Source organism: Burkholderia cepacia (assembly GCF_001718835.1).
Classification (GTDB): Bacteria; Pseudomonadota; Gammaproteobacteria; order Burkholderiales; family Burkholderiaceae; genus Burkholderia; species Burkholderia cepacia_F.
Genome location: NZ_CP013444.1, coordinates 2,100,418 through 2,123,383 on the forward strand (window position 1 = coordinate 2,100,418; position 22,966 = coordinate 2,123,383).

General features: G+C 66.9%; 22 protein-coding genes. 9 read left to right on the forward strand and 13 right to left on the reverse strand.

What is annotated here, in order from left to right; all coding sequences use genetic code 11:
• Positions 1-16 precede the first annotated feature (16 nt).
• From pgaB to WT26_RS29310, 5 genes are read left to right on the forward strand one after another with little or no spacing between them, the layout of a single operon-like run.
• Positions 17-2,107, forward strand: a complete 2,091-nt coding sequence (gene pgaB, locus WT26_RS29290) for a poly-beta-1,6-N-acetyl-D-glucosamine N-deacetylase PgaB (RefSeq protein WP_069274597.1) — start codon at positions 17-19, stop codon at positions 2,105-2,107.
• Positions 2,104-3,375: a poly-beta-1,6-N-acetyl-D-glucosamine synthase gene (gene pgaC / locus WT26_RS29295; protein ID WP_069274598.1), complete on the forward strand. Its 1,272-nt coding sequence runs from the start codon at positions 2,104-2,106 to the stop codon at positions 3,373-3,375. Before pgaB ends, pgaC begins: the two co-directional genes overlap by 4 nt.
• Positions 3,353-3,916: a Biofilm PGA synthesis auxiliary protein PgaD gene (locus WT26_RS29300; RefSeq protein WP_230380761.1), complete on the forward strand. Its 564-nt coding sequence runs from the start codon at positions 3,353-3,355 to the stop codon at positions 3,914-3,916. Before pgaC ends, WT26_RS29300 begins: the two co-directional genes overlap by 23 nt.
• 59 nt (positions 3,917-3,975) lie before the next feature.
• On the forward strand, positions 3,976-5,799 hold the full coding sequence (gene glmS / locus WT26_RS29305) for a glutamine--fructose-6-phosphate transaminase (isomerizing) (RefSeq protein ID WP_069274599.1): 1,824 nt from the start codon (positions 3,976-3,978) through the stop codon (positions 5,797-5,799).
• The gene (locus WT26_RS29310; protein ID WP_069274600.1) at positions 5,796-7,103 is read left to right on the forward strand and encodes a hypothetical protein; all 1,308 of its coding nucleotides are present in this window, start codon (positions 5,796-5,798) and stop codon (positions 7,101-7,103) included. Before glmS ends, WT26_RS29310 begins: the two co-directional genes overlap by 4 nt.
• A 29-nt stretch (positions 7,104-7,132) precedes the next feature.
• Here the strand turns inward: WT26_RS29310 and WT26_RS29315 are convergent, their stop codons facing one another.
• The 8 genes from WT26_RS29315 to WT26_RS29350 all read right to left on the reverse strand — a co-directional run bounded on the left by WT26_RS29315 (position 7,133) and on the right by WT26_RS29350 (position 14,784).
• Positions 7,133-7,918, reverse strand: coding sequence for an energy transducer TonB (locus tag WT26_RS29315; RefSeq protein WP_230461645.1), 786 nt, complete (start codon positions 7,916-7,918; stop codon positions 7,133-7,135).
• Positions 7,839-8,237, reverse strand: coding sequence for an ExbD/TolR family protein (locus WT26_RS29320; protein ID WP_069271383.1), 399 nt, complete (start codon positions 8,235-8,237; stop codon positions 7,839-7,841). Before WT26_RS29320 ends, WT26_RS29315 begins: the two co-directional genes overlap by 80 nt.
• On the reverse strand, positions 8,234-8,815 hold the full coding sequence (locus WT26_RS29325) for a MotA/TolQ/ExbB proton channel family protein (protein ID WP_069274601.1): 582 nt from the start codon (positions 8,813-8,815) through the stop codon (positions 8,234-8,236). Before WT26_RS29325 ends, WT26_RS29320 begins: the two co-directional genes overlap by 4 nt.
• 25 nt (positions 8,816-8,840) lie before the next feature.
• Positions 8,841-11,027: a TonB-dependent receptor gene (locus WT26_RS29330; RefSeq protein WP_069275189.1), complete on the reverse strand. Its 2,187-nt coding sequence runs from the start codon at positions 11,025-11,027 to the stop codon at positions 8,841-8,843.
• A gap of 329 nt (positions 11,028-11,356) precedes the next feature.
• Positions 11,357-11,731 (reverse strand): hypothetical protein, encoded by a 375-nt coding sequence (locus WT26_RS38165; protein WP_069274602.1) that lies wholly within the window; start codon positions 11,729-11,731, stop codon positions 11,357-11,359.
• Between the two features lie 75 nt (positions 11,732-11,806).
• Entirely contained in the window at positions 11,807-13,066 is a 1,260-nt protein-coding gene (locus WT26_RS29340; RefSeq protein WP_069275190.1) for a Zn-dependent hydrolase, read from the reverse strand.
• Positions 13,056-13,598 (reverse strand): L-2-amino-thiazoline-4-carboxylic acid hydrolase, encoded by a 543-nt coding sequence (locus tag WT26_RS29345; RefSeq protein ID WP_069274603.1) that lies wholly within the window; start codon positions 13,596-13,598, stop codon positions 13,056-13,058. The genes WT26_RS29340 and WT26_RS29345 overlap by 11 nt, the downstream gene beginning before the upstream one ends.
• Positions 13,599-13,617: 19 nt before the next feature.
• A complete protein-coding gene (locus tag WT26_RS29350; RefSeq protein ID WP_069274604.1) occupies positions 13,618-14,784 on the reverse strand; it encodes a branched-chain amino acid ABC transporter substrate-binding protein in 1,167 nt (388 codons plus the stop codon).
• Between the two features lie 175 nt (positions 14,785-14,959).
• On the opposite strand from WT26_RS29350, the gene WT26_RS29355 reads away from it, so the two are divergent.
• Entirely contained in the window at positions 14,960-15,856 is an 897-nt protein-coding gene (locus tag WT26_RS29355; RefSeq protein WP_069274605.1) for a LysR substrate-binding domain-containing protein, read from the forward strand.
• 25 nt (positions 15,857-15,881) lie between these two features.
• On the opposite strand, the gene WT26_RS29360 is transcribed toward WT26_RS29355, so the two are convergent.
• From WT26_RS29360 to WT26_RS38170, 4 genes are all read right to left on the reverse strand, one after another.
• Positions 15,882-16,583, reverse strand: a complete 702-nt coding sequence (locus tag WT26_RS29360) for an aspartate/glutamate racemase family protein (RefSeq protein WP_059854853.1) — start codon at positions 16,581-16,583, stop codon at positions 15,882-15,884.
• Positions 16,584-16,595: 12 nt separating this feature from the next.
• On the reverse strand, positions 16,596-17,882 hold the full coding sequence (locus WT26_RS29365; RefSeq protein WP_069271386.1) for a dicarboxylate/amino acid:cation symporter: 1,287 nt from the start codon (positions 17,880-17,882) through the stop codon (positions 16,596-16,598).
• Between the two features lie 17 nt (positions 17,883-17,899).
• Positions 17,900-18,805 carry an ABC transporter substrate-binding protein gene (locus WT26_RS29370; protein WP_418220330.1) on the reverse strand — a complete coding sequence of 302 codons (906 nt, stop codon included), beginning with the start codon at positions 18,803-18,805 and terminating at the stop codon, positions 17,900-17,902.
• A 175-nt stretch (positions 18,806-18,980) separates the two neighbouring features.
• On the reverse strand, positions 18,981-19,262 hold the full coding sequence (locus tag WT26_RS38170) for a hypothetical protein (protein WP_176728755.1): 282 nt from the start codon (positions 19,260-19,262) through the stop codon (positions 18,981-18,983).
• On the opposite strand from WT26_RS38170, the gene WT26_RS29375 reads away from it, so the two are divergent.
• From WT26_RS29375 to ahpF, 3 genes are all read left to right on the forward strand, one after another.
• Positions 19,143-19,565: a transcriptional regulator gene (locus WT26_RS29375; RefSeq protein ID WP_042587623.1), complete on the forward strand. Its 423-nt coding sequence runs from the start codon at positions 19,143-19,145 to the stop codon at positions 19,563-19,565. The genes WT26_RS38170 and WT26_RS29375 overlap by 120 nt on opposite strands.
• A 162-nt stretch (positions 19,566-19,727) precedes the next feature.
• The gene (gene ahpC / locus WT26_RS29380) at positions 19,728-20,291 is read left to right on the forward strand and encodes an alkyl hydroperoxide reductase subunit C (RefSeq protein ID WP_006488685.1); all 564 of its coding nucleotides are present in this window, start codon (positions 19,728-19,730) and stop codon (positions 20,289-20,291) included.
• Positions 20,292-20,419: 128 nt separating this feature from the next.
• On the forward strand, positions 20,420-22,015 hold the full coding sequence (gene ahpF / locus WT26_RS29385) for an alkyl hydroperoxide reductase subunit F (RefSeq protein ID WP_069274606.1): 1,596 nt from the start codon (positions 20,420-20,422) through the stop codon (positions 22,013-22,015).
• 119 nt (positions 22,016-22,134) lie between these two features.
• Here ahpF and WT26_RS29390 read toward each other — a convergent pair whose 3' ends face one another.
• The gene (locus tag WT26_RS29390) at positions 22,135-22,950 is read right to left on the reverse strand and encodes a hypothetical protein (RefSeq protein ID WP_069271389.1); all 816 of its coding nucleotides are present in this window, start codon (positions 22,948-22,950) and stop codon (positions 22,135-22,137) included.
• Positions 22,951-22,966: the final 16 nt, after the last annotated feature.

The window sequence follows — 22,966 nt, forward strand, 5'->3', positions numbered from 1 at the left end:
ACCAGGAGCCCAGCGTATGCAATCCAGACGGACCTTCATGTGTGGTTGCCTTGGCACAGCTGCTGCTTGTTCGCTGTTTCCGGGCGTGACCCAGGCAAGGATGATCGACCTGCTGCCGCCGTCCGATCCGGTCGACGGCAAGACGTTCCGCGTGATCTGCCTGCATGACGTGCGCGACAACCTGCTGTCGACGTACGCGAGCGCCACGATAATCGATCCGTACGCGGTCGATACCGGCACGCTGACGGCCATCTTCTCGTGGTTGCAGACCAACAACTACCACACCGTGACGGTCAAGCAGATCGAGGCGTCACGACACGGCGGCAAGCCGCTGCCGCCGCGCGCGGTGCTGCTCACGTTCGACGACGGCTACAGCAGCCACTACACGAAAGTCCTGCCGCTGCTCGAGCGCTTCAAGTATCCGGCCGTGATGGGCATCGTCACCGCGTGGATCGACGCGCCGCCGGATACGCCGATCAGGATCAGCGACAAGATCCAGATGCCGCGCGACTACTTCATGACGTGGGACCAGGTGAAGAAGGTCGGTTCGTCGGAGCTGGTCGAGCTCGGGTGCCACACGCACAACCTTCACCACGGCGCGGTCGCGAATCCGCAGGGCAACGAGCTGCCGGCCACCACGTCGCACCTGTACCTCCAGAACGAGAAACGCTATGAAACCGATGCGGAATTCCAGGCGCGGGTGCACGACGACCTGCAGACATGCGTGCGGCAGATTCACGAACGCACCGGCATCGTCGCACGCTCGATGGTCTGGCCGTACGGCGCGGAAAACCAGCCCGTGCGCAAGATCTCGACGTCGCTCGGCATGGACATCCAGTTCAGTCTCGATGCCGGCCCGAATACGCCGGACGTGCCGCTCGACCGGTTGCGGCGGATCCTGATGATGTACGACATCGACATCGGCGGGTTCGAGCGGTCGATGCGCGAGCCGGCCGCCAACCGCGGCGACGTCGACGTGCCCGAGCGCGTCGTGCAGGTCGATCTCGACCAGGTCTACGATCCCGATCCGGCGCGGCAGGAAGCGAATCTCGGCAAGCTCATCGAACGCATCTACCGGATGCAGCCGAAATCGGTGTACCTGCAGGCGTTCGCCGACCCGAAGGGCACGGGTGTCGCGGAATCGCTGTATTTCCCGAACCGGCACCTGCCGATGCGCGGCGACCTGTTCTCGCGCGCCGCCTGGCAGCTCAGCACGCGCTCGAACGTGCAGGTGTATGCGTGGATGCCGGTGCTCGCCTTCCATCCGCCGCCGGACAAGATGCGCAACCTCGAGACGGTCACCGCCTATAGCGGCGCGCCGGCGCGCGAGAACGGCTCGCGCGTGTACCGCCTGAGCCCGTTCGACCCCGAAGCTCGGCTGTTCATCGAGCAGATCTACGAGGATCTCGGCAAGTACGCATCGTTCAGCGGCATCCTGTTCAGCGACGACGCCGTGCTCGACGATTACGAAGACGCCGGCCGGCACGCGCTGCAACTGTATGCACAGTGGGGGCTGCCGGCCGACATCGGCAAGATCCGCGCGACACCCGACCTGATGAAGCGCTGGACGCGGCAGAAGAGCCGCTACCTGATCGACCTGACACGCCAGCTCGAACAGATCGTGCTCGCGAACCAGAACGCGGGCGACGTGCTGACGGCGCGCAACATCTTCGCGCTGCCGGTGCTGAAGCCGGAATCGGAAGCGTGGTTCGCGCAGAACTACGACGATTTCCTCGCCGCCTACGACTTCGTCGCGCTGATGGCGATGCCGTACATGGAACAGGCGCCGGACCCCGAACGCTGGATGGACCAGCTCGTCGACGTCGTCGCCACCAGGCAGCACGGCTTCGCGAAGACCGTGTTCGAATTGCAGGCCTACGACTGGCGCACCCGCAAGGAGATTTCCAGCACCACGCTGCTTGCGCAGATGGGGCGGCTGAGAAGCCGCGGGGCCTTGAGCTTCGGTTACTACCCGGACAACTTCCTGCACGATCAGCCGAAACTCGCGACCATACGCAACGCCATGTCGCTGAAGTCGCGCCTCGATCCGACCTCGATCAACGCACTGATGCAGGCGCAACAGAACCAGGGGAAGCCGGCAAAATGATCACACATGACTTCATCCAGCGCCTGCAGGATTTCGTCTTCTACTACCCGTTCTTCATGTCGTACCTGTGGATGATCGGCGGCGTCCTGCATTACTTCCTGCTCGAGGAAGGCCGCGAGCTGTCCACCCGGACGATCGCGTCGAGCGGCATCCCGAAGATCTCGATCGTCGTGCCCTGCTTCAACGAAGCCGCGAACGCGCGCAGCGTGATCGGCCACCTGGACCGGATGCAGTACCCGAACTACGACATCATCGCGGTCAACGACGGCAGCCGGGATCGCACCGGCGAGATCCTCAACGAGCTGGCCGTCGAGATCCCTCGGCTGCTCGTGATCCATCATGCGCGCAACGAAGGCAAGGCGGTCGGGCTCACGACCGCGGCCGCGGTGTCGAACGCGGAGTACCTGCTGTGCATCGACGGCGATTCGCTGCTCGCGCACGATGCGATCGGCTGGATGCTCGAGCATTTCCTGACCGACCCGGGCGTCGGCGCCGTGACCGGCAACCCGCGCATCCGCACGCGCACGTCGCTGCTCGGCCGCATGCAGGTGGGCGAATTCTCGTCGATCGTCGGGCTGATCAAGCGCACGCAGCAGGTGTATGGCCGCATCTTCACGGTGTCGGGCGTCGTCACGATGTTCCGCAAGACCGCGCTCGCCGACGTCGGCTACTGGAGCTCGGACATGCTGACCGAGGACATCGACATCAGCTGGAAGCTGCAATGCCGCGACTGGCGTGTCGTGTACGAACCGCACGCACTGAGCTGGATCCTGATGCCCGAGACGCTGAAAGGGCTCTACCGGCAGCGGCTGCGCTGGTCGAAAGGCGGCATCCAGGTGCTGATGAAATATGCAGGCACGCTCGCGCGGCCGACGCAGATGATGATGTGGCCGCTGTTCGCCGAGTACCTGATCGGCATCGCGTGGGCCTATTCGATGTCGTTCATCCTGCTGCTGTCGGTCGTCGGCCTGTTCCATCCGCTGCCGTCGAGCTGGCACGTATCGGTCGTGCCGCACTGGCACGGAATGTTGCTGGTTGCGACCTGCATCCTGCAGCTGATCATCGGCAGCATGATCGATCGTCAGTATGACGAAAAACTCCTGATGTACTTCCTGGACACCATCTGGTACCCCGTTGCATTCTGGCTGATCAGCATGGTCACCACCGTCGTCGCCCTGCCCGCCATCGTGTCGCGAGGCCGGGGCAAACGCGCAATCTGGACCAGCCCCGACCGAGGCATTCAACATGAAGAACGCGCCGATTATTGACCTCTCGCTCCGTTCGCCCGCCCGGATGATCGCCGATCGCGGCATCATCGCCGGATGCACGCAAATCGTCTGGTTTCGCTTCATTCGGCCTGCGCTGGTGGGCGCCGTATGGGCATCGATCTGCATCTATACGTATCGCTACCTGCTGCCGATCAACGACGACGAAATGCCGATCGAGCAACTGGTGTTCTACGTGACCTGCATCTCGCTCATCGCCGGTGCGCTGGTCACGTGGCTGATCGCCGCGCGCGTCATCCACCCGCTCACCTTCCGGTGGCACGTCACGAAGATGCTGCGGCGTTCGGCCAGCCTGAAGTCGAAGCCGGGACCGACGACGGCCCTCGCGAAATCCGCACACCCCGACGGTAAACAGGCATCGCGCATACTCGTCGCATCGCATGACGCCGACGGCTCGATTTCCGCGCTCGAATGGAAGCGCCACGAGCGCCGCGCCGCGCCGCACGCGCGCGAATGGGACGACGAGGAATCGAACGAGACAGTCTGGGGCGGCGTCGGCCGGACGACGCGTCACGGCACCTGACATCGACGTCCGCCGCACCGCGCGGGCGTTCCGATAACTTCTTCTGGACGAGGTGAATCATGTGCGGAATCGTCGGAGCAAGCGGCCGGAACAATCAGGTGCCGCAACTGGTCAATGCGCTGAGCCGGCTCGAGTATCGCGGCTACGATTCGTGCGGCATCGCCGTGCAGGACGACGGCCGCCTGCGCAGCGAGCGCACGCTGCGGCGCGTGATCGATCTTCAGGAACGCGTGACGATGCTCGGCCTCGAAGCGGGAACCTGCATCGCGCATACGCGCTGGGCGACACACGGCGCACCGTCGGAAATGAACGCCCATCCGATCATGTCCGGCGACACGATCGCGGTCGTGCACAACGGCATCATCGAGAACCACGAGGCACTCAGGGCCGAATTGCGGCAGCGCGGCTACGTCTTTCGCGGCCAGACCGACACCGAGGTGATCGCGCACCTGATCCACAGCCTCTATCGCGACGACCTGTTCGACGCGGTCGTGCGCGCGGTGAAGCGGCTGCACGGCGCGTACGCGATCGCCGTGCTGAGCGCGCGCGAACCGCAACGCCTCGTCGCCGCGCGCGCGGGCTCGCCGCTCGTGATCGGCATCGGTGCCGAACAGAACTACCTCGCGTCGGACTGCGCGGCGCTCGGCGACCTGACCGACCGCTTCGTCTACCTGGAAGACGGCGACGTCGCGCTGATCACGCCGGAGCACATCCGGATCGTCGATGCGCTCGGGCGCGACGCGATACGCCCGCTGTGCCAGGTGAAGGCGCGCGAAGGCGACGCCGCGCTCGGCCCGTACCAGCACTTCATGCAGAAGGAGATCTTCGAGCAGCCGAAGGCGATCGACAACACGCTCGACGGCATCGACACGATCTCGCCGGCGCTGTTCGACGCGACCGACGGCGCGCACGCGCTGCTGTCGAGAGTCAGGAGCGTGCTGCTGCTCGGCTGCGGCACCAGCTACTACGCGGGCCTGACCGCGAAATACTGGCTCGAGTCGATCGCGGGCGTGCCCGCCCAGGTCGAGATCGCCAGCGAATTCCGCTACCGCGACACGGTGGCCGATCCGCGCACGCTCGTCGTCGGCATCTCGCAGTCGGGCGAAACCGCCGACACGATCGGCGCGATCGAGCGGGCACGCGACATGGGCCAGGCGTTGTCGATGGCGGTCTGCAACGTGGCGACCAGCACGATCGCGCGCAACGCGCCGCTGCGGTTCCTGACGCGGGCCGGCATCGAGCTCGGCGTCGCGTCGACCAAGGCGTTCACGACGCAGCTCGTCGCGCTGTTCGTGCTGACGCTGACGCTCGCGCAGCTGCGCGGCCGGCTCGACGCGGCGCGCGCGGCAGCCTGCCTGCAGCAGCTGCGCGGGCTGCCGGCGCGCGTCGGCAATGCGCTGGCCCTGGAAACGCAGATCATGGGCTGGGCCGCCGATTTCATGCAGCGCGAGAATGCACTGTTCCTCGGGCGCGGCATTCATTTTCCGATCGCGCTGGAAGGCGCACTGAAGCTCAAGGAGGTGTCGTACATCCACGCCGAAGGCTATGCGGCCGGCGAACTGAAGCACGGCCCGCTCGCGCTCGTCACGAGCGCGATGCCGGTCGTCACGATCGCGCCGGACGACCGCCTGTTCCAGAAGCTGAAGTCCAACATGGCCGAGGTGCGCGCACGCGGCGGGCGGCTCTACGTGCTGGCAGGCAGCCCGCTCGACATCGACGCCGACCGCGACACGCACCTGATCCGCGTGCGCGAATCGGGCGACCTGCTGTCGCCGATCGTCAACGTGATCCCGCTGCAACTGCTCGCGTATCACGTCGGCTGCGCGCGCGGCGCCGATGTCGACAAGCCGCGCAACCTCGCGAAATCGGTGACCGTCGAATGATGCCGCTGCGCGCGCGGATCATGGCCGGATCGAAGGCGGACCGGCGGAAAGCGGCGCGGACCATCGCCGGCGCGCTGTGCGCCGCCTGCTGTCTCGTCGTCGCGGCGAGCGTGGCCCCGCCGGCCGCGCTCGCGGGCGCGACCGCCAGACACAAGGCCGCGCCCCGCCCGTCCGCACACCGCAAGGACACCGGCGACCCGCGGCGCTTCATGCACGGCATCGGCGTGGCCGACGCCGGCAACGGCAAGCGCTGGGTGTTCTTCAGCAGTTCGGGCATCGTGCCGCGCGGCGCGCTGCGCAACGGCAACTGGCCGCATGACGTGTACGTCGGCGAGTGGTCGCCCGGCAGTGCGCGCGTCGCGCATGTCCGCACGTTCATCAGCCGCCCCGAGGCGCAGGAACCCGTGTCGATCGCGCAGAACGCGCGCGGCGACATCTTCGTCACGTTCGAGGACGGCTGGAACGCGCCGCAGGAAGTCAGCCAGCGCTACGGCGTATACCGCCGCGACCTGAAGCCGGTCAAGCCCTACCCGAACGACGTCGAATCGGGCGGCCACTCGGGGCACGTCGCCACGGCTGCCGACCGCTTCGTCGTGTTCTATTCCGCCGACTGGATCGACGGCGGCGGCGTCGACAACCTCGGCACCGGCAACGGCGTCTACGTGAAGACCTACGACGCGGCCGGGCGCGTGCTGAACCACGTCGCGGTCGCGCCGCACCGCCGCGAGTGGTGGCCCGTGGTCGCGGGCTCGCCGCATGCCGCGCTGCTCGTGTGGCAGAAGTTCATCGAAGGCAGCACGGACGCGACGCTCGAATACGCGATGTTCGACCCGGTCACCGCGAGGCTGGACAAGCTGGGGACGCTGAACGACGCAATCCAGTACTACGTTTACGCGTCGGCGTATGTGCCGGAGATCGACCGCTTCATCGTCGTCACGACGACGGCGGACGATCGCGGCATCGCGATGCTGATCGCGCCGGACGGCCGCCGCACGGCCACGCTCGACTGCCTGCCGGCGTCGGTGCGCGAATCCGGCATCGGGGTGTCCGGCACGCATGCGTACGTGCCGATCCGCGACGGGCGGCTGCTGACGCTGGCGCTCGCGCCTGCGGAAATTATCGTGCGCGGCACCCAACGCTCGCCGATTCCGTGGGGCATGACGGGCATCGCCGCTTTCCCGGCCAACGACACGACCATGCATTTCGTGTCGCTGACGCCGTCGGGCACGCGCGAAGCCGATTTCGAACAGGGGCGGGAAACGGCGCTTGCCGGGTCTGAAGCGCCATGTTCCGACCGTCGATGACAACGCTTCGCGCGGGCGGCACAACCCGCTCAATTCACGTTGAAATGCACGCGCACGTCCTGTCGGCTCTCGACCGGACGACCGTTATCCATCGCGGGGAAAAAGCGCCATCGGCGCAGCGTTTCGAGCAGGATCTGATTGAGCCTGGGATTCGGCGTCGGCTTGACGAGATCGATGTCGAACGTGCCGTCCGCGTGAACGAGAAAACGTGCGACCGCAACGGCCTGATATCCGTCTTCTCGCAGGTCGTCAGGCAGCACGGGCAACGGCTGCGACAACAAGCGCGCCTGAGCGTTGCCCGACGCGGCCGGATGCGTCGCGGCGGATTCCACCTTCGCCGCGGACGCGGGCCGTGCATCGTCGGGCGCCGCGTGCGCGGTTTGCGATGGCGTCGACGTGACCGGTTGCTGCGCCGGTTGCGCGTCGTGCGACTGCGCCGCTTCGATCCGCTTTGCCGGTGCGGCAGGCCGCACCGATGCAGGCTTCAACGGGATGCTTCGCGACGGCGCCGCCTGCGGTTCCTCGTGCGTCGCCGGTGGTGCGGCCGGCGCAGGCGGCGGCAGTTCGACGAGCTGCATCCGGATGGTCTGCGGCGCATGCGGTGCCGGTTCGTCGCCGACGAACAACCGCATTGCGCTGATCAGGAACGCGCCCCAGATCGCACCGCCGAGCACGATCGCCACCGCGAACCGGCGCGCGTACCGTTCCGGCCACGCGCCCGACGCCGCAGCGCGCCTAGTCACGATGCACCGCGACGAGAAAATGCTCGGCCCCCGCCCGTCGCGCCGCCAGCATCGCCTGCACGACGACGCCATGCGCCGCACCATCGTCCGCCGCGATGACGATGTCGTGATGTTGTCCGAGCAGATGCGCGACGATGCTGCTGACGCGATCGAGCGGCACCGGCTGCCGATCGATGAAGATCTGGTTTTCCCGGTTCACCGACAGCGTCACGGGCCGATCCGCTTGCAACTGCCGCGCCTGCCCGCGCGGCAGATCGATCCCGACCGCGTCGAGTCGCTGCATCGCGAGCGACGTCAGCATGAACGTCGCGAGCAGGAAGAACATCACGTCGATCATCGGGATGATTTCGATGCGTCCACGTTTCGATGCGCGCGAGCGGCGCAGTTTCACAATGGCGCTCCCGCACGTTCGCGCGCGAGGCGCAATTCGGCGAGCCGTTCGTTCGCGAACGATTCGAGCTCGTCCATCAGACGGTCGACGCGGCGCGAGAAGTAATTGAACGCGAACAGCGCGACGAGCGCGATCACGAGGCCGATCGCGGTCGCGACGAGCGCCTGTGCGACCCCGCCCGACACACCGGCCGGGTTGACGAGGCCGTCACCGCCGATCAGGCGGAACGAATGCATCATGCCGACGATCGTGCCGAGCAAACCCAGCAACGGTGCCGCCGTGACAATCGTTTCGAGCAGCCACAGACCGCGGCTCATGTCGCGCTCGATCTGCTGCGCGGCCGCGTCGACCTTCGCTTCGACGTGCCACAGCGGCATCGCGCCGTCGTCGAAAAGCGCCGCCAGCCGCTGCATCGCATGCCCGTCCCGCCATGCGCCGCCGCGCCCGCCGGCGAAGCGCCGGAACGTGTATGCGCGGTCCAGCATGATCGCCAGCGCGATGATCGCCAGCGCGCTCAGCGGATAGACGACCCAACCGCCGACACGCAGCGCGTCGGCAAAACCTGACCATTCATTCATCGTGTGACCTCGTGTGAACCGGCAATCAGAAGTGTTTCGTCAGGCCCGCGTAGATCGCGCGCCTCGGGCCGTACTGCGGTGCGCCCACGCCGATGCCGGAGCCGTCGCGCAACTCGTAGACGTGGCCGAACGCGTTGACGAGCGACACGCGCGCATCGAACTTGCCGACGATCGGCTCCTCGAAGTGTTCGAGCACGCCTAGGTTGACCTGCATGTACCAAGGCAGGCGATCCGTGTTCGCAAACCCCCGCCGCAAACCGCTTCCAACGATGCCGTCCGCGCTGAAGGTCGTGCGGCCCAGTGTGTAGGCGCCGCCGAACGACGCCGTGACGCGCTGGTCGTGATCGAGGTAGACCCAGTTGTTCGCGATGTACGCGAGTTCGTCCGGGCCGAAATTGAACTGCGCGGATTCTATGTTCTTGCCCTGCGCACGGCTATACGCGACGTTCAGATAGGCGGACACGTTGCCCTCCTTGTAGCTCGACGTGAATTCGACCCCGTAGACGCGGCCTTCCTGATAGTTGAACGGCGTAAAGATCAGGGCGGTACCGAACTGTCCTTCGTCGAGCAGATCGGACGCCTTCTTGTAGTACGCGTCGAGCCCGACGGTGACGGCGGACGTGAGACGCTGCGTGATGCCGACGTCGAAGTAGTGGCTGCGTTCCGGCTTAACCGGGTCGTTCTGCGCGCTCGGGCTCTGGTTCGTCGTGCCGTTGAAGCTGGCGATCGTGGAGCCGGACACGAGCTCGAACGCGGGCGGCGTGAAATAGCGCGCGTAGCCGGCATGCAGCGTGGTGGTTTCGGTTGCCTGGTAGACGATGCCGATACGCGGGCTCACCTGACCGGCCTGCACGTATTCGTTCATCCGGTCGAAGCGCAGACCGTAGTTCAGCGTCAGCTTCGGCGTGATCTTCCACTCGTCCTGCGCATAGAGGCTGAACAGATAGCCGGGCTTGCTGTGCGCATCCTGGATCGTCAACGGCTGATCCGACAGCGGATTGCCGTTGGCGTCGACCGGGAACACGCTGACCTCGTTGTTGAAAACCGCATGCTCGCGCTCGAACATCAGGCCCGCGCGCAGCGTGTGGCGATCGTTCAGGCGGTAAGTGAAGTCGGTCTGGACGCCGTTCGCGCGATTGCTGTGGAAATCGTCGGACGCAACGCCATTGAAGATCAGATCGCCCACCGGATCGGGATTGAACTTCGTGCGTGTATAGCGGGTGAAGAGCGCGACCTGATAGTCAAGCGCGCCACCGTTCGTGCCTTGCAGCGCGAGCACCGCAAAGTTGTTCAGTTCGGCCTGCGTCTCGTTCAGCGCGGCCGAATCGAACGTCGAGTTGCCGTTGAGCGTGAATGCGGGCGCGATGCCGGGCGTGTTCGGAATCTCGAAGCGATTGCTCGTCGCGCCGAACATCAGGCTCACGCGCGTGAGCGGATTGATCAGGTACGACATATAGCCGAACGCGTCGCCCTGGCGCGTGTGGTCGTGCAGCGGACTACCGTTCGACGTCGGCGCCTCGATCCCGAGGTTGTTTTCGCCCAGCGTGCCGGAGAAGTAATAGCTGAACGCACCTTGCGAGCCGAATACGTCGGCGCTCGTGCGCAGCGTCTGATGGCTGCCGCCGTACACATCGATCGTCCCGCCGTTGCCCGTGTCGCCCGATTTCGTGTGAATGTCGACCACGCCGGCGGTCCGGTAGCCGTACTGCGCAGGCAGCGCGCCGGTCACGAAATTCATCTGGTCGACGATCCGGGTGTCGAGCGATTGGCCGAAGCCGCTGATCGGTTCCGGAATGATGATGCCGTTCAGCCGGTATTGCAGGTTCGCATGGTCGCCGCGCACGTGCAGTTGCCCGTAGGAGTCGTCGGCGACGCCCGGGGCCTGAAGCAGAACCTGGTTGAGCGGCGTGTTGTCGCCCTGCGGCAGCGTCGCGATGTCGGCCTGCGAGAACCGGTAGACGCTCGCGCCGACCTCGGGCAGCAGGCCGTTACGGGCACGATCGAGCCGCTTTGCGTTGACGGACACGTCGAGCGTGCCGGCGTCCTTGCCGAGTTCGATGTCCAGTGCAGCGGGCGGCTGCCCCTGGGCCACGGTGTCGGCCACGGTGCCGGCCAGCGTGGCGGCGGCGCCTGCGGCGAACGCATCGACATGGACGGCCGCGGCGAACGCCAGGAAGGCGGCGCGGGAAAGCAGCGAACGGTTGATTTTCATCGTGCGGTTCGGGGTGGGGATCGCGATTTCGCGCGGGAACGCGTTGAAAAAGCGCACCGAATCGGATCCGAAATGATATAACGTATCATCATCGACGCGCACCTTCCCTTTACGGGAAGGCCTCTGACCGGCATGAGCGCGCTGACAGGTCGCGTCGGGCCGAACGCCGAGATGATATAACATTGCATTTGTCGCGCACAATGCCCCTTTCGACTGCAGGCCAATTTACATCGGCCTGCTCCCCGGACGGGTGGCAGGCCCGTGGGCGCTCGGGAAAGGCGGCGCCGCGCCGGATCGCATCGCGTGGTCGAAATCCGCGTTGGTGCGCACTAGACTATCTCCAACGGGTCGGCGACGTCCGCGCCACCCGGCAAATCAAGGAGATACGCATGAGCACCTGCAACGAACCCCATCATGCCCAACATGAGCATCAGCACGGCCCGGGCTGCGGTCATACCGCAATCAGGCATCGCGACCACGTCGATTACCTGCACGATGGCCATCTGCACCATCCGCACGGCGACCATGTCGACGAACACGCGCTCGAAGTCAGCGCAAGAAATCCGGATCAGTGCACGCAGGGCTGCGGCGGCCACGACGCGAGTCACGTCCACGGGCCGGGATGCGGGCACGAAGCGGTACCGCATGGCGACCATGTCGACTATCTGGTCAACGGCCGCCTTCATCACCCGCATGGCGATCATTGCGACGACCACGGGCCGGTGGAAGTGGCCTGACCGCGCGATGCGACCTGGCGGCGCCCCGCCGCCTCGGCTCGATCAGCGGCCCGCTTCCTGCGCGCTCCGCAACACCGCACGCAACAGCACATCCGCCCCCGCCGCCGCCCACTCGGGCGTAATCGCTTCGGCCTCGTTGTGGCTCAACCCGTCGACGCACGGCACGAAGATCATCCCGGTCGGCGCGACGCGCGCGACATAACACGCGTCATGACCCGCACCGGACACGATATCCATGTGCAACAGCCCGAGCGCCCGGGCCGCGTCACGCACCGTGTCGATACAGCGCGGCGCGAACGGGACCGGCGCATACGTGAAGATCTGCTCGATCTGCGCGCCGAGGCCCGTTTCGTCGGCCACACGGGCAAGTTCCGCGCGCAGCGCCGCATCCAGTTCATCGAGCACCGCATCGTCCGGATGTCGAAACTCGACCGTGAAGAAGCAGCCGCCCGGCACCGTGTTGCGCGAGTTCGGCCGCGCCTCGATCATCCCGACCGTCGCACGTGCATCCGGCGCGTAACGGCGGCCGAGCACCTCGACGAACGAGATCATCCGCGCGGCGCCGACCAGCGCATCGCGACGGAATGCCATCGGCGTCGTGCCCGCGTGCGCGTCGACACCGGTGAGCGTCACCTCGTACCAGCGCTGCCCCTGCCCGCCCGTCACGACGCCGATCGTCTTGCCGGCCCGTTCGAGAATCGCGCCCTGTTCGATATGCAGCTCGTACGCCGCATGCACCGGATAGCCGCCGACGGGCTCGCTGCCCGCGTAGCCGATCCGCGCCAGTTCCTCGCCGATCGTCCTGCCCGCGCCGTCGGTGCGCGACAGCCCGTATTCGAGCGTATAGACACCCGAGAACACGCCGGCCGACACCATCGCCGGCGCGAAGCGCGAGCCTTCCTCGTTGGTCCAGATCACGACGTCGATCGGGCGCTCGGTCTCGATGCCCGCGTCGTTCAGCGCGCGCACGACCTCGAGCCCGCCGAGCACGCCGTAGATGCCGTCGTAACGGCCGCCCGTCGGCTGCGAATCGGCGTGCGAACCCGTCATGACCGGCGCGGCATCGGGATTGCGGCCCGCGCGGCGCGCGAACACGTTGCCCATCCGGTCCACGCGCACCGTGCAGCCGGCGTCCTGCGCCCATTGCACGAACAGGTCGCGCGACTCGCGATCGAGGTCGGTCAGCGCAAGACGGCAGACGCCGCCCTTCGGCGTCGCGCCGATCTGCGCCATCCGGTCGAGCGACGCCCACAGGCGGTCGCCGTTCACGCGCGGTGCGCGCAGGTTGTCGTCACGCCGCATCGCCCGCTCCCTGCTCGCTGCCGCGCGCCGCATCCGTCAGCCGATAGCGGAAATCGCAGCGCTTGCCGCCCTGCATGATCGTGCTCGTCCGCGTGAGCGCGATGTCGGGCGCATAGCCCTGGATGAAATAACTGTCGCGCGCGCAGCTCAGCAGGTGCCCGATCTCGCCGAGCCCCATCGCGTGATACATCTCCGCGTAGCTGCAGCGATGCACGTCGTAGTCGTAGTGCGCGTCGTCGGCGCGCCGCACCTCGACGTCGAGCGCATCGTCCTTCTCCCACAGCACCTGCAGCGCGATGAACGACTTCACGCTCGTGCCGCCCGGCTCCTGCGCGGCGAACGTGCGGCCGGCGTCGACGGCCGCGCCGCGCACGGCTTCCGCGATCACGGCCTGCGCGCGCTCGGCGCCGAACTCGCGCTTCATGATCTCGTAGATCGGCTTGATGATTTCCGCTTCGATGCGGCGCCGCGCGAGGATCCCGAGGCGCGTGTCCTCGGGTGCGGCGGCCGGCGCCTGGATGGGTTCGGTCATTGGTGAGGTCTCCATGAGGTCATTTGGACGCGGTGCGCGAGCCGCCGAGCACGTCGACGACGGCCCACTTGCCGCCGCGCACCTGGTAGATCGTGAAGGCCGGGGCCTTCAGGTTGCCTTCGCCGTCGAACGCGATCCGCCCCGTCACGCCGGGCCGGTCGACCGCACGAACCGCCGCGACCAGCTTCGCCGGCTGAGTCGTGCCGGCCTTCTGCGCGGCCGCGATCAGCGTGGCCGCCGCGTCATACGCGAACGGCGCATGCAGTTCGATCGGCGCGTGGTAGCGCGACTGGTACTGCGCATCGAACGCGCTGCCGCCCGGCATCCGGTCGAGCGGCAGGCCCGGTTCGAGCGCCGTCACGCCGTCGCCGTCCTTGCCCGCGAGCGACAGGAAGGTCTGGCTCACGAAGCCCCCCGCGCCCAGCAGCGGCGCGTTCACGCCGAGCTGGCGCATCCGGCGCGCGATCGGCGCGGCCTGCGCATCGAGGCCGCCGAAGAACACGAGATCCGCGCGCTTGCCCTTGATCGCGGTCAGCACGCCGCTGAAATCGGTCGTCTTGTCGTTCACGTACTGGCGATCGACGATCGCGCCGCCGTTCGCCTGCACGCCCTTGATGAACTGGTCGGCGAGCCCCGCGCCGAACGACGTGCGATCGTCGATCACCGCGATGCGCTTCGCCTTCAGCGTCTTCACCGCATACGCACCGGTGAAATTGCCGCCCGCATCGTCGTGACCCATGATGCGGAAGGCCGTCGCGTAACCCTGCTGCGTATATTGATGGCCGGTGGATGCCGGTGCGATCTGCGGGATGCCCGCATCGCGGTAGACGCGCGACGCCGGCACGCTGCAGCCCGTATTCCAGTGGCCGACGACGCCGATCACGTGCTGGTCGACGAGCTGCTGCGCGACCGCGACGGCCGTGCGCGGATCGGATTGATCGTCGGCCGCGACGAGCTTGTAGACGACCGGCTTGCCGCCGATGGTCGGATGCTTCGCGTTCGCATCGTCGATCGCGAGTTGCGCGCCGTTCTGCAGGTCCTTGCCGATCCGCGCGGACGGGCCGGTGAGCGGCGCGGCGAGACCGATCAGGACCGTCTGCGGCGCGGATTGCGCGACGGCGGGCGTGGAAGCGATCAGGGCAGCCGCGGACCACGCGAGGCTGGCGGGAACGAAGGAGATTTTCATGTGGGAACCGGAAGAATCGAACAAAACATGAAAAATATTAAAGAATCGGTTTCCACACCCTAAATATTCAATTGTTGGATGCTTATGCCATTCCCGACACAATAGCGCAACACCCTGTAAATACAAGCTATTTTCAGATTGCCGCTTATCCCGACTTTTCGATAAAATTCGATACATGAAAAATATCGAACAATTACCTCACGATCCGCCGCTGCGCGCGGTGCGTGCGTTCGAAGCCTTCGCGCGCCTCGGGTCGGTTACCGCGGCCGCGGGCGAGCTCGACATCACACCGTCGGCGGTCAGCCACCAGCTGCAGCTGCTCGAAGCGTTCATCCAGACGCCGCTGACGGTACGCGAGGGCCGGCTGCTCGCGCTCACCGACGAAGGCCGCGACTACTACCGCTCGATCAGCGCCGCATTCTCGGTGCTGCGCAGCGCGACGCGCTTCGTGCGCGACCGTTCGTCGCTGCGGCAGATCACCGTGAGCCTGATCCCGCTGCTCGGCATCGGCTGGTTCATTCCGCGGCTGCATGCGTTCCTGGCCGACAACACGGACGTCGACGTCACGGTGCTGTACGCGCACCACCGCAACTACCGCAGCGATGCGTCGGACCTGTCGATCCGATTCGGCACCGGCGACTGGCCCGGCTACCGCTGCGAGCGGCTGCTGCCGGGCGCGATGGTGCCGATGTGCAGCCCGTCGTTCCTGAAGCGCCACGGGCCGTTCCGCACGCCGGCCGATCTCGCGCGCGCGCCGCTCGTGCACGACGAGGATCGCAGCACGTGGGTCAACTGGCTGCAGGGCGCCGGCGTGCGGCATGTGTCGCACGCGGTGGGGCCGATGTTCGAGGACGGCCAGTTGACGCTGAGCGCCGCGCGTGCGGATCTCGGCGCGGCATTGCTGCGCGCGCCGCTGGTCGAGCGCGAACTGGCGAACGGCGAGCTCGTGAAACTGTTCGATCACGCACTCGACGACGGGCGCGATTACTACCTGTGCACGCGTGAGGACGCCGACATGCCGGACGGGGCGCGGCGGCTGGCGGCGTGGTTGAGGCAAATGGCGGCGGCGTGATGCCAAGCGCCCTTGGCATCGCCGTCTACATCGCCCTGCCCCAGCCTCGTTCGACCGCATAGGCGACCGTGGCGCGCGCCAGTTCCTGCGTGCTGTCGATGAGCATGACCCTCGCGTTGCGCAACGCGCGCGCCGCGATCGGAATCTCCGTGCAGCCCATCACCGCGACGGAAACCTTGCGCCGCTCGAGCGTCGCCAGCGCCCGCGAAAGATGCCCGGCGGCGGCTTCGATCCGCGTTGCCTTGACGGCCTCGATGCAGGCGGCGATGTCGCGCTGGGCGGCCGCGGCCGGCATCACCGGCTCGATGCCGCGCGAGCGCAGCGACGCCTGGTAGAACCCCGACACGAGCGCGCCGCCCGTCGCGAGTACCGCCACCCGCCGCACGCCTGCCGGCACCGCGGCCACCGACGCGTCGACGATATGCAGGATCGGCGCCGCGCTCCGTTCGGCCATCTGCGCATACCAGTGGTGCGCCGAATTGCACGGGATCACGATCACGCCGGCGCCGCACCGGTTCAGCAGGTCGATGCCGTCGAGCAGCGCCGGCAACGGGTCGACGCCGCCGGCGACGATCGCGCGCGAGCGATCGGGCGTATGCGTCAGGTTCGCGACGATCATCGACAGATGCTCCTGATCGCAGCGCGCACGCGTCAGCTGCATCACGCGCTGCATGAAGTCGACCGTGGCGAGCGGCCCCATTCCGCCGAGAACGCCGATGAGTGCCATGTCCACGCCTCCTCAGCTTCGCGACGGCCGCGAACAAATGAACGAGACGACGGCCGAATTGCCGATCACCAGCAACAGGGTCCGCAGCATCTCGCAAACCGGATCGACCGCGGCGAACAGCACGAACGCGGCCTCGAACGGCAAATGAAGATAGGCGCATGTCATGCCCGCCAGCGACACGGTCACGAGGCCCGACGTGCCCGCCGACGCAAAACCGGCGAGCACCGACGCGAGCAGCACCAGCCCGAGCTCGCCCGCATCGAGCGGACGCTCGTAGAGCTGCGCGATGAACAGCGTCGCGCTGGCGTAATAGACCATCGGGCCGACGCGCAGCAGCGATACGGTCAACGGCACGAGCAGCTCGACGCGCGCGCGGGCAAAGCCGAACCCGTCGACGAGACACTGGATCATCCCCGGCATGCAGGCCATGCTGCTGCGGGTGGCGAGCGCGAGCGCGAACGGGATGCGCAGCTCGGCGAGCGTCGCGGCCAGCGTGCGCCCCGAGCGCTTCCAGATCACGACGATCGCCGCCCCGATCAGCACCGCCGACACGACAAGGAATGCCGCGACGAAGCGGATCATCGCTTCGAGCGGCCCGATGCCGGACGTGCCGATGTGCGCGGCGCCCATGCAGAACAGCACGACCGGCGTCGGATAGGCGAGCCAGTGCATGAGCTTCTGGCACGTGAAGTAGACCGTCTCCAGCGATTGGGCGAGCGCCGTCGACGCGCTCGCGGGGAGCCGCCCGGCCGCGAAGCCGAAGAACAGCGAGAAGACGAGCGCTTTCAGCGTATCGCCGTTCGCCAGCGCGGCGAAGAAGTTGCCCGGCACGAGCGCGATCAGCATGTCGGCGAAGCCGGAGGCCTTCTCCGACGGATCGGCGCCGTACAGGCTCATCACGGTGTCGCTCGCCGCACCGTCGCTGCCGACCATCGCGCCGAAGGCCCTGAGCGTGTCGTTCGACAGGTGCTCGCCCGGCCGCATCGCGAGCAGCACGACCGCCCCGACGACGACGACGAACACCGACACGCCGACGAACATCACCATCACGCGCCCGACGAGATCCACCGCGCTGCCGTCGCCCATCAGCCGCTGCAGGCTGAAGATCACCGCCGCCACCATGAACGGCAGCGCCGTCATCTTCAGCAGGCCGACGTAAATGTCCCCGACGAACGCAAATTTCGGCGCGGCCTCCGGCAGCAGCATGCCGGCCAGCACGCCGAGCGCGAGGCTGCCGAACACGGTCCACGGATTGACGGCGAAAGCATGAAGCCATTGGGAACGGGTTGTCGTTTTCATTTTTTTTGATGTCCATGTCATCGACTCGTCGCATTGAGCAGCGCCTTCACGTCGAACCGTCTGCCGCGGTCCGCCAGGAACTGATTGACGAAAGCCAGCAGCGTCGGATCGGAGACGCGCACGCCGATCGCGAGCGAATCGTTGAGATCGGCGAGCGTCGCCACGCGCAGGCGGATCGGCGCAGTCGGCTCTTCTTTCATCACGCGCTTGATGGCGAGCTCGTCGCGATAGGTCGCCGACACGGCGCCGGCGTTCAGCGCATCCAGCACCGCGCTCCAGCTCGAGTAGGTGCGGATCTGCGCTTTCGGAAAGTCGGTCTGCACGTAGTCCGCGTAGGCCGAGCCCGCCACGATGCCGATCGTGCCGTCATAGTCGCGCACGACCTCCGGCACGGGGCGCCCCCTCGCAAGCTCGGCGAACCGGACGCGATTGAGCAGCAGCGCACGCTTCAGGCTCACGTACGGCGTGCTGAAGCGGATGACCTGCGCGCGCGGCAACGTGCGCGACAGCTTGCTGACGGCGAGATCGGCCCGCCCCGTCGCGAGCAGTTGCACGACGCCGTCGAACGTGGCGGCCTCGCGGTTGAAACGCACCGCCACGCCGAGCTTTTTCGCGATCTCGTTCGCGAGGTCGATGTCGACCCCGGCCAATTCCCCGTTGCGCGACTCGAAGAACGGCGGCTGGTCGACGCCGAGCACCGCGACGACGAGTTCGCCCCGCGTGACGATGCGCGCGAATTCCGGCGCGAGCAGCCTGCCGTCGGGCATCTGCACGAGTCCGGCCGGCGTTGCGGCCGGAGGTGCCGCCGCGACCGGCGCCGATGCCCGCGCATCGTGCGAGTGCGCCGGGCCGGCCAACAGCGCGACGACGAGCGCGCCGAGCAACCCGCCCGCAGGCATGCGGGCGGGCCAACAGGAATGCATCGCGTCGCGGGTCCATGCCAGCAGAACACGGGCGACGCGTCCGGGAACGTGGTTCATATCGCAGAGAGAAGTCGGACGTTGCGCACAATGCGCGGATCCGTTCAGGTCGAACGGGCTTCAGGACGATGCGCGTCGGGCCGCGCGTTCGGTCGAGGCGGCAGCACTGCCCGCCCGTTCAATGTCTCAAATGCGCCCGCCGGTTGAAATCCGTCGGATGGCCCGGGCGAGGCGGCACGGGCCGGTTGGTTCGCGCATCATCGTGCGCGGCGACGCCGGCGGGATACATCTCACCCGACCGGTTGCCCGGCGCGTGTCGGCCGAAATGCACAATCGCGCCATGCCGACACCCGAAGAAAAAGCGGCGTTCAGCGAACGCCTGAAATTCGCATTGCAACGCGGCCCGCATAAAGTCGCGGGCGCGACGGATCTGGCGCGGCACTTCAATCTCCGTCACCATGGCGCGCATCCGGTGTCGACGCAGACCGTGCACAAATGGCTGACCGGGCGCACGATCCCGACGCCGGATAAACTACGCACGCTCGCAACATGGCTGCGCGTCGACCTGCACTGGCTGCGCTACGGCCCGCCGCCGAGCGCCGCGTCGTGCATGACGCCGCCGCCGCTGCCGCGCGACGAGCGCTATCCGCCGACGCGCGAGACGATCGAGCTGGCGTCGAAGATCGAGACGCTGTCGGCGCACCACCGCTACCTGCTCGAGGAGCTGATCGAGCAGTTCTACGGCGACGCGCCGACGCGCTGAATACGACAATCCGCCGCGCCCTTCGCCTCTCCTGCGCGAACCGGCGCGCGCAGATAGGAATTCACGATCCCGGGGATTGAAACAAGCAATTTCACAGACTCAGGGTGAACCCGGATACTGGCGACTCGTTAATTCAACACCGCAACGAGCAAGGAAAACCAGATGCCGATCATCAACACCCAAATCAAGCCGTTCAAGGCAACCGCTTACCACAACGGCGACTTCGTGCCCGTCTCGGAAGAGAACTTCAAGGGCAAGTGGTCGGTCGTCGTGTTCTACCCGGCCGACTTCACGTTCGTCTGCCCGACCGAGCTGGGCGACCTCGCCGACCGTTACGCGGAATTCCAGAAGCTGGGTGTCGAAATCTACGGCGTGTCGACCGACACGCACTTCACGCACAAGGCATGGCACGACACGTCGGACACGATCGGCAAGATCAAGTACCCGATGATCGGCGACCCGACGCTCACGCTGTCGCGCAATTTCGACGTGCTGATCGAGGAAGAAGGGATGGCACTGCGCGGCACGTTCGTGATCAACCCGGAAGGCGAGATCAAGCTGTGCGAAATCCACGACAACGGCATCGGCCGCGACGCAGGCGAACTGCTGCGCAAGGTGCAGGCTGCGCAATACATCGCGGCGCACCCGGGTGAAGTGTGCCCGGCCAAGTGGACGCCGGGCGCGGAAACGCTGACCCCGTCGCTCGACCTGATCGGCAAGATCTGACGATCGCGCCGCGCGCCTCGCACGAGGCGCGCGAGACACACGAAGTCGGGCCGCCGCTGCACGCGGCCCGCGCCCTCCTCCGGCACGACGTGCCCGACCAGAATCATCAATACGGAATCCGAAACGCCATGCTCGACGCCAATCTCAAGAACCAACTGAAAGCGTACCTCGAAAAGATCACGCGCCCGATCGAACTCGTCGCTTCGCTCGACGACGGCGCGAAATCGCAGGAACTGCTGGCGCTGCTGAACGAGATTGCGTCGCTGACGGATCGCGTGACCGTGACCGAACGCCGCGACGACGCCGAGCGCAAGCCGTCGTTCTCGATCGGCGAGCCGGGCAAGCCGGCCGGCATCCGCTTCGCCGGCATCCCGATGGGCCACGAATTCACGTCGCTCGTGCTCGCGCTGCTGCAGACGGGCGGCCACCCGATCAAGCTCGACGACGACGTGGTCGAACAGATCCGCGCGCTCGACGGCGACTACGCGTTCGAAACGTATTTCTCGCTCTCGTGCCAGAACTGCCCGGAAGTCGTGCAGGCGCTGAACGTGATGTCGCTGATCAACCCGCGCATCCGCCACGTCGCGATCGACGGCGCGCTGTTCCAGGATGAAGTCGAGTCGCGCCAGATCATGGCCGTGCCGACGATGTTCCTGAACGGCGCCTCGTTCGGCCAGGGCCGCAGCAGCGTGAAGGAAATCCTCGCGAAACTCGATACGGGCGCCAGCGCACGTGCGGCGAAGTCGCTCGAGAACAAGCCGGTGTTCGATACGCTGATCGTCGGCGGCGGCCCGGCAGGCGCGGCGGCCGCCATCTACTCGGCACGCAAGGGCATCGCGACGGGCGTCGTCGCCGAGCGTTTCGGCGGCCAGGTGCTCGACACGATGGCGATCGAAAACTTCGTGTCGGTGCAGGAAACCGAAGGGCCGAAGTTCGCGACCGCGCTCGAACAGCACGTGAAGCAGTACGACGTCGACATCATGGACGTGCAGCGTGCCGATGCGCTGATTCCGGGCGACGTGCACCAGATCCGCCTCGCGAACGGCGCGGTGCTGAAGGCAAAGACGATCGTGCTCGCGACCGGCGCGCGCTGGCGCGAAATCAACGTGCCGGGCGAGCGCGAATACCGCAACCGGGGTGTCGCCTACTGCCCGCACTGCGACGGCCCGCTGTTCAAGGGCAAGCGCGTCGCCGTCGTTGGCGGCGGCAATTCGGGCGTCGAGGCCGCGATCGACCTCGCCGGCATCGTGAAGGCCGTCACGCTGATCGAATACGGTGCGCAACTGCGCGCGGACGAAGTGCTGCAGCGCAAGCTGCGCAGCCTGCCGAACGTCACGATCGTCACGCAGGCGCAGACGACCGAGCTGACCGGCGACGGCAGCAAGCTGAACGGCCTCGTCTACAAGGATCTGCGCTCGGGCGACACGCAGCGCATCGATCTCGAAGGCGTGTTCGTGCAGATCGGCCTCGTGCCGAACACCGAATGGCTGAAAGGCACGGTCGAACTGTCGAAGCACGGCGAGATCGTCGTCGATGCGCGCGGCGCGACGTCGGTGCCGGGCGTGTTCGCGGCCGGCGACGTGACGACGGTACCGTTCAAGCAGATCGTGATCGCGGTGGGTGAAGGCGCGAAGGCATCGCTCGGCGCGTTCGACCACCTGATCCGGCAGGACGTCACGGCCGTCGACGCGAAGCCGGCCGTCGAGGAGGCAGTCGCCACGTAATACCCGTCATACCCAAGGTTGTCTCTCTTGGCCCCGCATGCTTTGGTCGGCGTGCGGGGCCCTTTTTTTGTGCTGCCCGGATTGGCGGAACCGGCGCGCCTCTGCGCACGCCGCCCGGATCACTGGGGTGCGACCGGATTGTCCTTTGGCGGGGGGGATGACGGCTTGAAACTGCTCGATTCCCTGACGAGCCGCTCGGTCATCGCGGCGGCGACGGCGTTCGAACCCGTGGACGAGCCGTGCCGATCCGTGCCTGCGCCCGCACCCGCCGGAAGTTGCGGCGGCGGCAACGACGGGTCGAGCTTCGCCGATTCCCGGACGAGCGCGGCCGTCTCCGGCGTTTCGGAAGTCCTGGCGGGATTCGTCATGGCGTGACGCGTCAGGCCGTCGCGCTGACGCGACGCGTGTTGCGCCGGATTTGCGGGCGAAGCCGCCGACTTCTGCGCATCGACCGACGCGACAGCGGCGGACGGCGGCTCGCTCGGCTGGACCGGCGGCTGCGGTTTCTCACTGACGCTCGGAACTGCCTGCCCCGGTACGAGCGTCGCGCTCACGCGCGCAGGCGGCTGCTCGGGTGGTTGCGCAGGCGGCGGCTTCTGCAGAAGGCTCACGGGTGCCGGCGGTGGCGGCGGCACGGCGCTCACGGGTGGTGGCGGCGGCACCGCGCTCACGGTGACCGGCGGCTGTTGCGGCGCCGCGTCGGCATGCGTCGCGGTTGCGGCGGCGGACGCCGGTTGCCCGATGCTGCCCTGCACCGCGTGATCGTCGTCCGCTCGGGACGGGGCAACTTGCGCTGGCGCGGCCGGCGCAGCCTCGCCGAAGCCGGCTTCCGCTATCGCACGGTGGTCCGCCCTGAGGAGCATCAGGTACGACACGCTCGTCGCGACCACCAGCAGCCCCCCGGCGATCATCACTTTCCTACGGGTATTCGTCATGCTTCGCTCACCGGTC

Bases quoted from the DNA above. Each gene is read 5' to 3' on its own strand.
- WT26_RS38170 (WP_176728755.1), bottom strand. From the start codon at position 19,262: ATGGTGACGGAGATTGAAGTGCCGCGCCAGATCCGTCGCGCCCGCGAC.
- WT26_RS29300 (WP_230380761.1), top strand. From the start codon at position 3,353: ATGAAGAACGCGCCGATTATTGACCTCTCGCTCCGTTCGCCCGCCCGG.
- pgaC (WP_069274598.1), top strand. From the start codon at position 2,104: ATGATCACACATGACTTCATCCAGCGCCTGCAGGATTTCGTCTTCTAC.
- WT26_RS29375 (WP_042587623.1), top strand. From the start codon at position 19,143: ATGCCGACACCCGAAGAAAAAGCGGCGTTCAGCGAACGCCTGAAATTC.
- WT26_RS29370 (WP_418220330.1), bottom strand. From the start codon at position 18,805: ATGCATTCCTGTTGGCCCGCCCGCATGCCTGCGGGCGGGTTGCTCGGC.
- WT26_RS29310 (WP_069274600.1), top strand. From the start codon at position 5,796: ATGATGCCGCTGCGCGCGCGGATCATGGCCGGATCGAAGGCGGACCGG.
- ahpF (WP_069274606.1), top strand. From the start codon at position 20,420: ATGCTCGACGCCAATCTCAAGAACCAACTGAAAGCGTACCTCGAAAAG.
- pgaB (WP_069274597.1), top strand. From the start codon at position 17: ATGCAATCCAGACGGACCTTCATGTGTGGTTGCCTTGGCACAGCTGCT.
- WT26_RS29355 (WP_069274605.1), top strand. From the start codon at position 14,960: ATGAAAAATATCGAACAATTACCTCACGATCCGCCGCTGCGCGCGGTG.
- glmS (WP_069274599.1), top strand. From the start codon at position 3,976: ATGTGCGGAATCGTCGGAGCAAGCGGCCGGAACAATCAGGTGCCGCAA.
- WT26_RS29360 (WP_059854853.1), bottom strand. From the start codon at position 16,583: ATGGCACTCATCGGCGTTCTCGGCGGAATGGGGCCGCTCGCCACGGTC.
- WT26_RS29340 (WP_069275190.1), bottom strand. From the start codon at position 13,066: ATGCGGCGTGACGACAACCTGCGCGCACCGCGCGTGAACGGCGACCGC.
- WT26_RS29330 (WP_069275189.1), bottom strand. From the start codon at position 11,027: ATGAAAATCAACCGTTCGCTGCTTTCCCGCGCCGCCTTCCTGGCGTTC.
- WT26_RS29365 (WP_069271386.1), bottom strand. From the start codon at position 17,882: ATGAAAACGACAACCCGTTCCCAATGGCTTCATGCTTTCGCCGTCAAT.
- WT26_RS38165 (WP_069274602.1), bottom strand. From the start codon at position 11,731: ATGATCGCCATGCGGGTGATGAAGGCGGCCGTTGACCAGATAGTCGAC.
- WT26_RS29350 (WP_069274604.1), bottom strand. From the start codon at position 14,784: ATGAAAATCTCCTTCGTTCCCGCCAGCCTCGCGTGGTCCGCGGCTGCC.
- WT26_RS29325 (WP_069274601.1), bottom strand. From the start codon at position 8,815: ATGAATGAATGGTCAGGTTTTGCCGACGCGCTGCGTGTCGGCGGTTGG.
- ahpC (WP_006488685.1), top strand. From the start codon at position 19,728: ATGCCGATCATCAACACCCAAATCAAGCCGTTCAAGGCAACCGCTTAC.
- WT26_RS29345 (WP_069274603.1), bottom strand. From the start codon at position 13,598: ATGACCGAACCCATCCAGGCGCCGGCCGCCGCACCCGAGGACACGCGC.
- WT26_RS29315 (WP_230461645.1), bottom strand. From the start codon at position 7,918: ATGGCGTCGTCGTGCAGGCGATGCTGGCGGCGCGACGGGCGGGGGCCG.
- WT26_RS29390 (WP_069271389.1), bottom strand. From the start codon at position 22,950: ATGACGAATACCCGTAGGAAAGTGATGATCGCCGGGGGGCTGCTGGTG.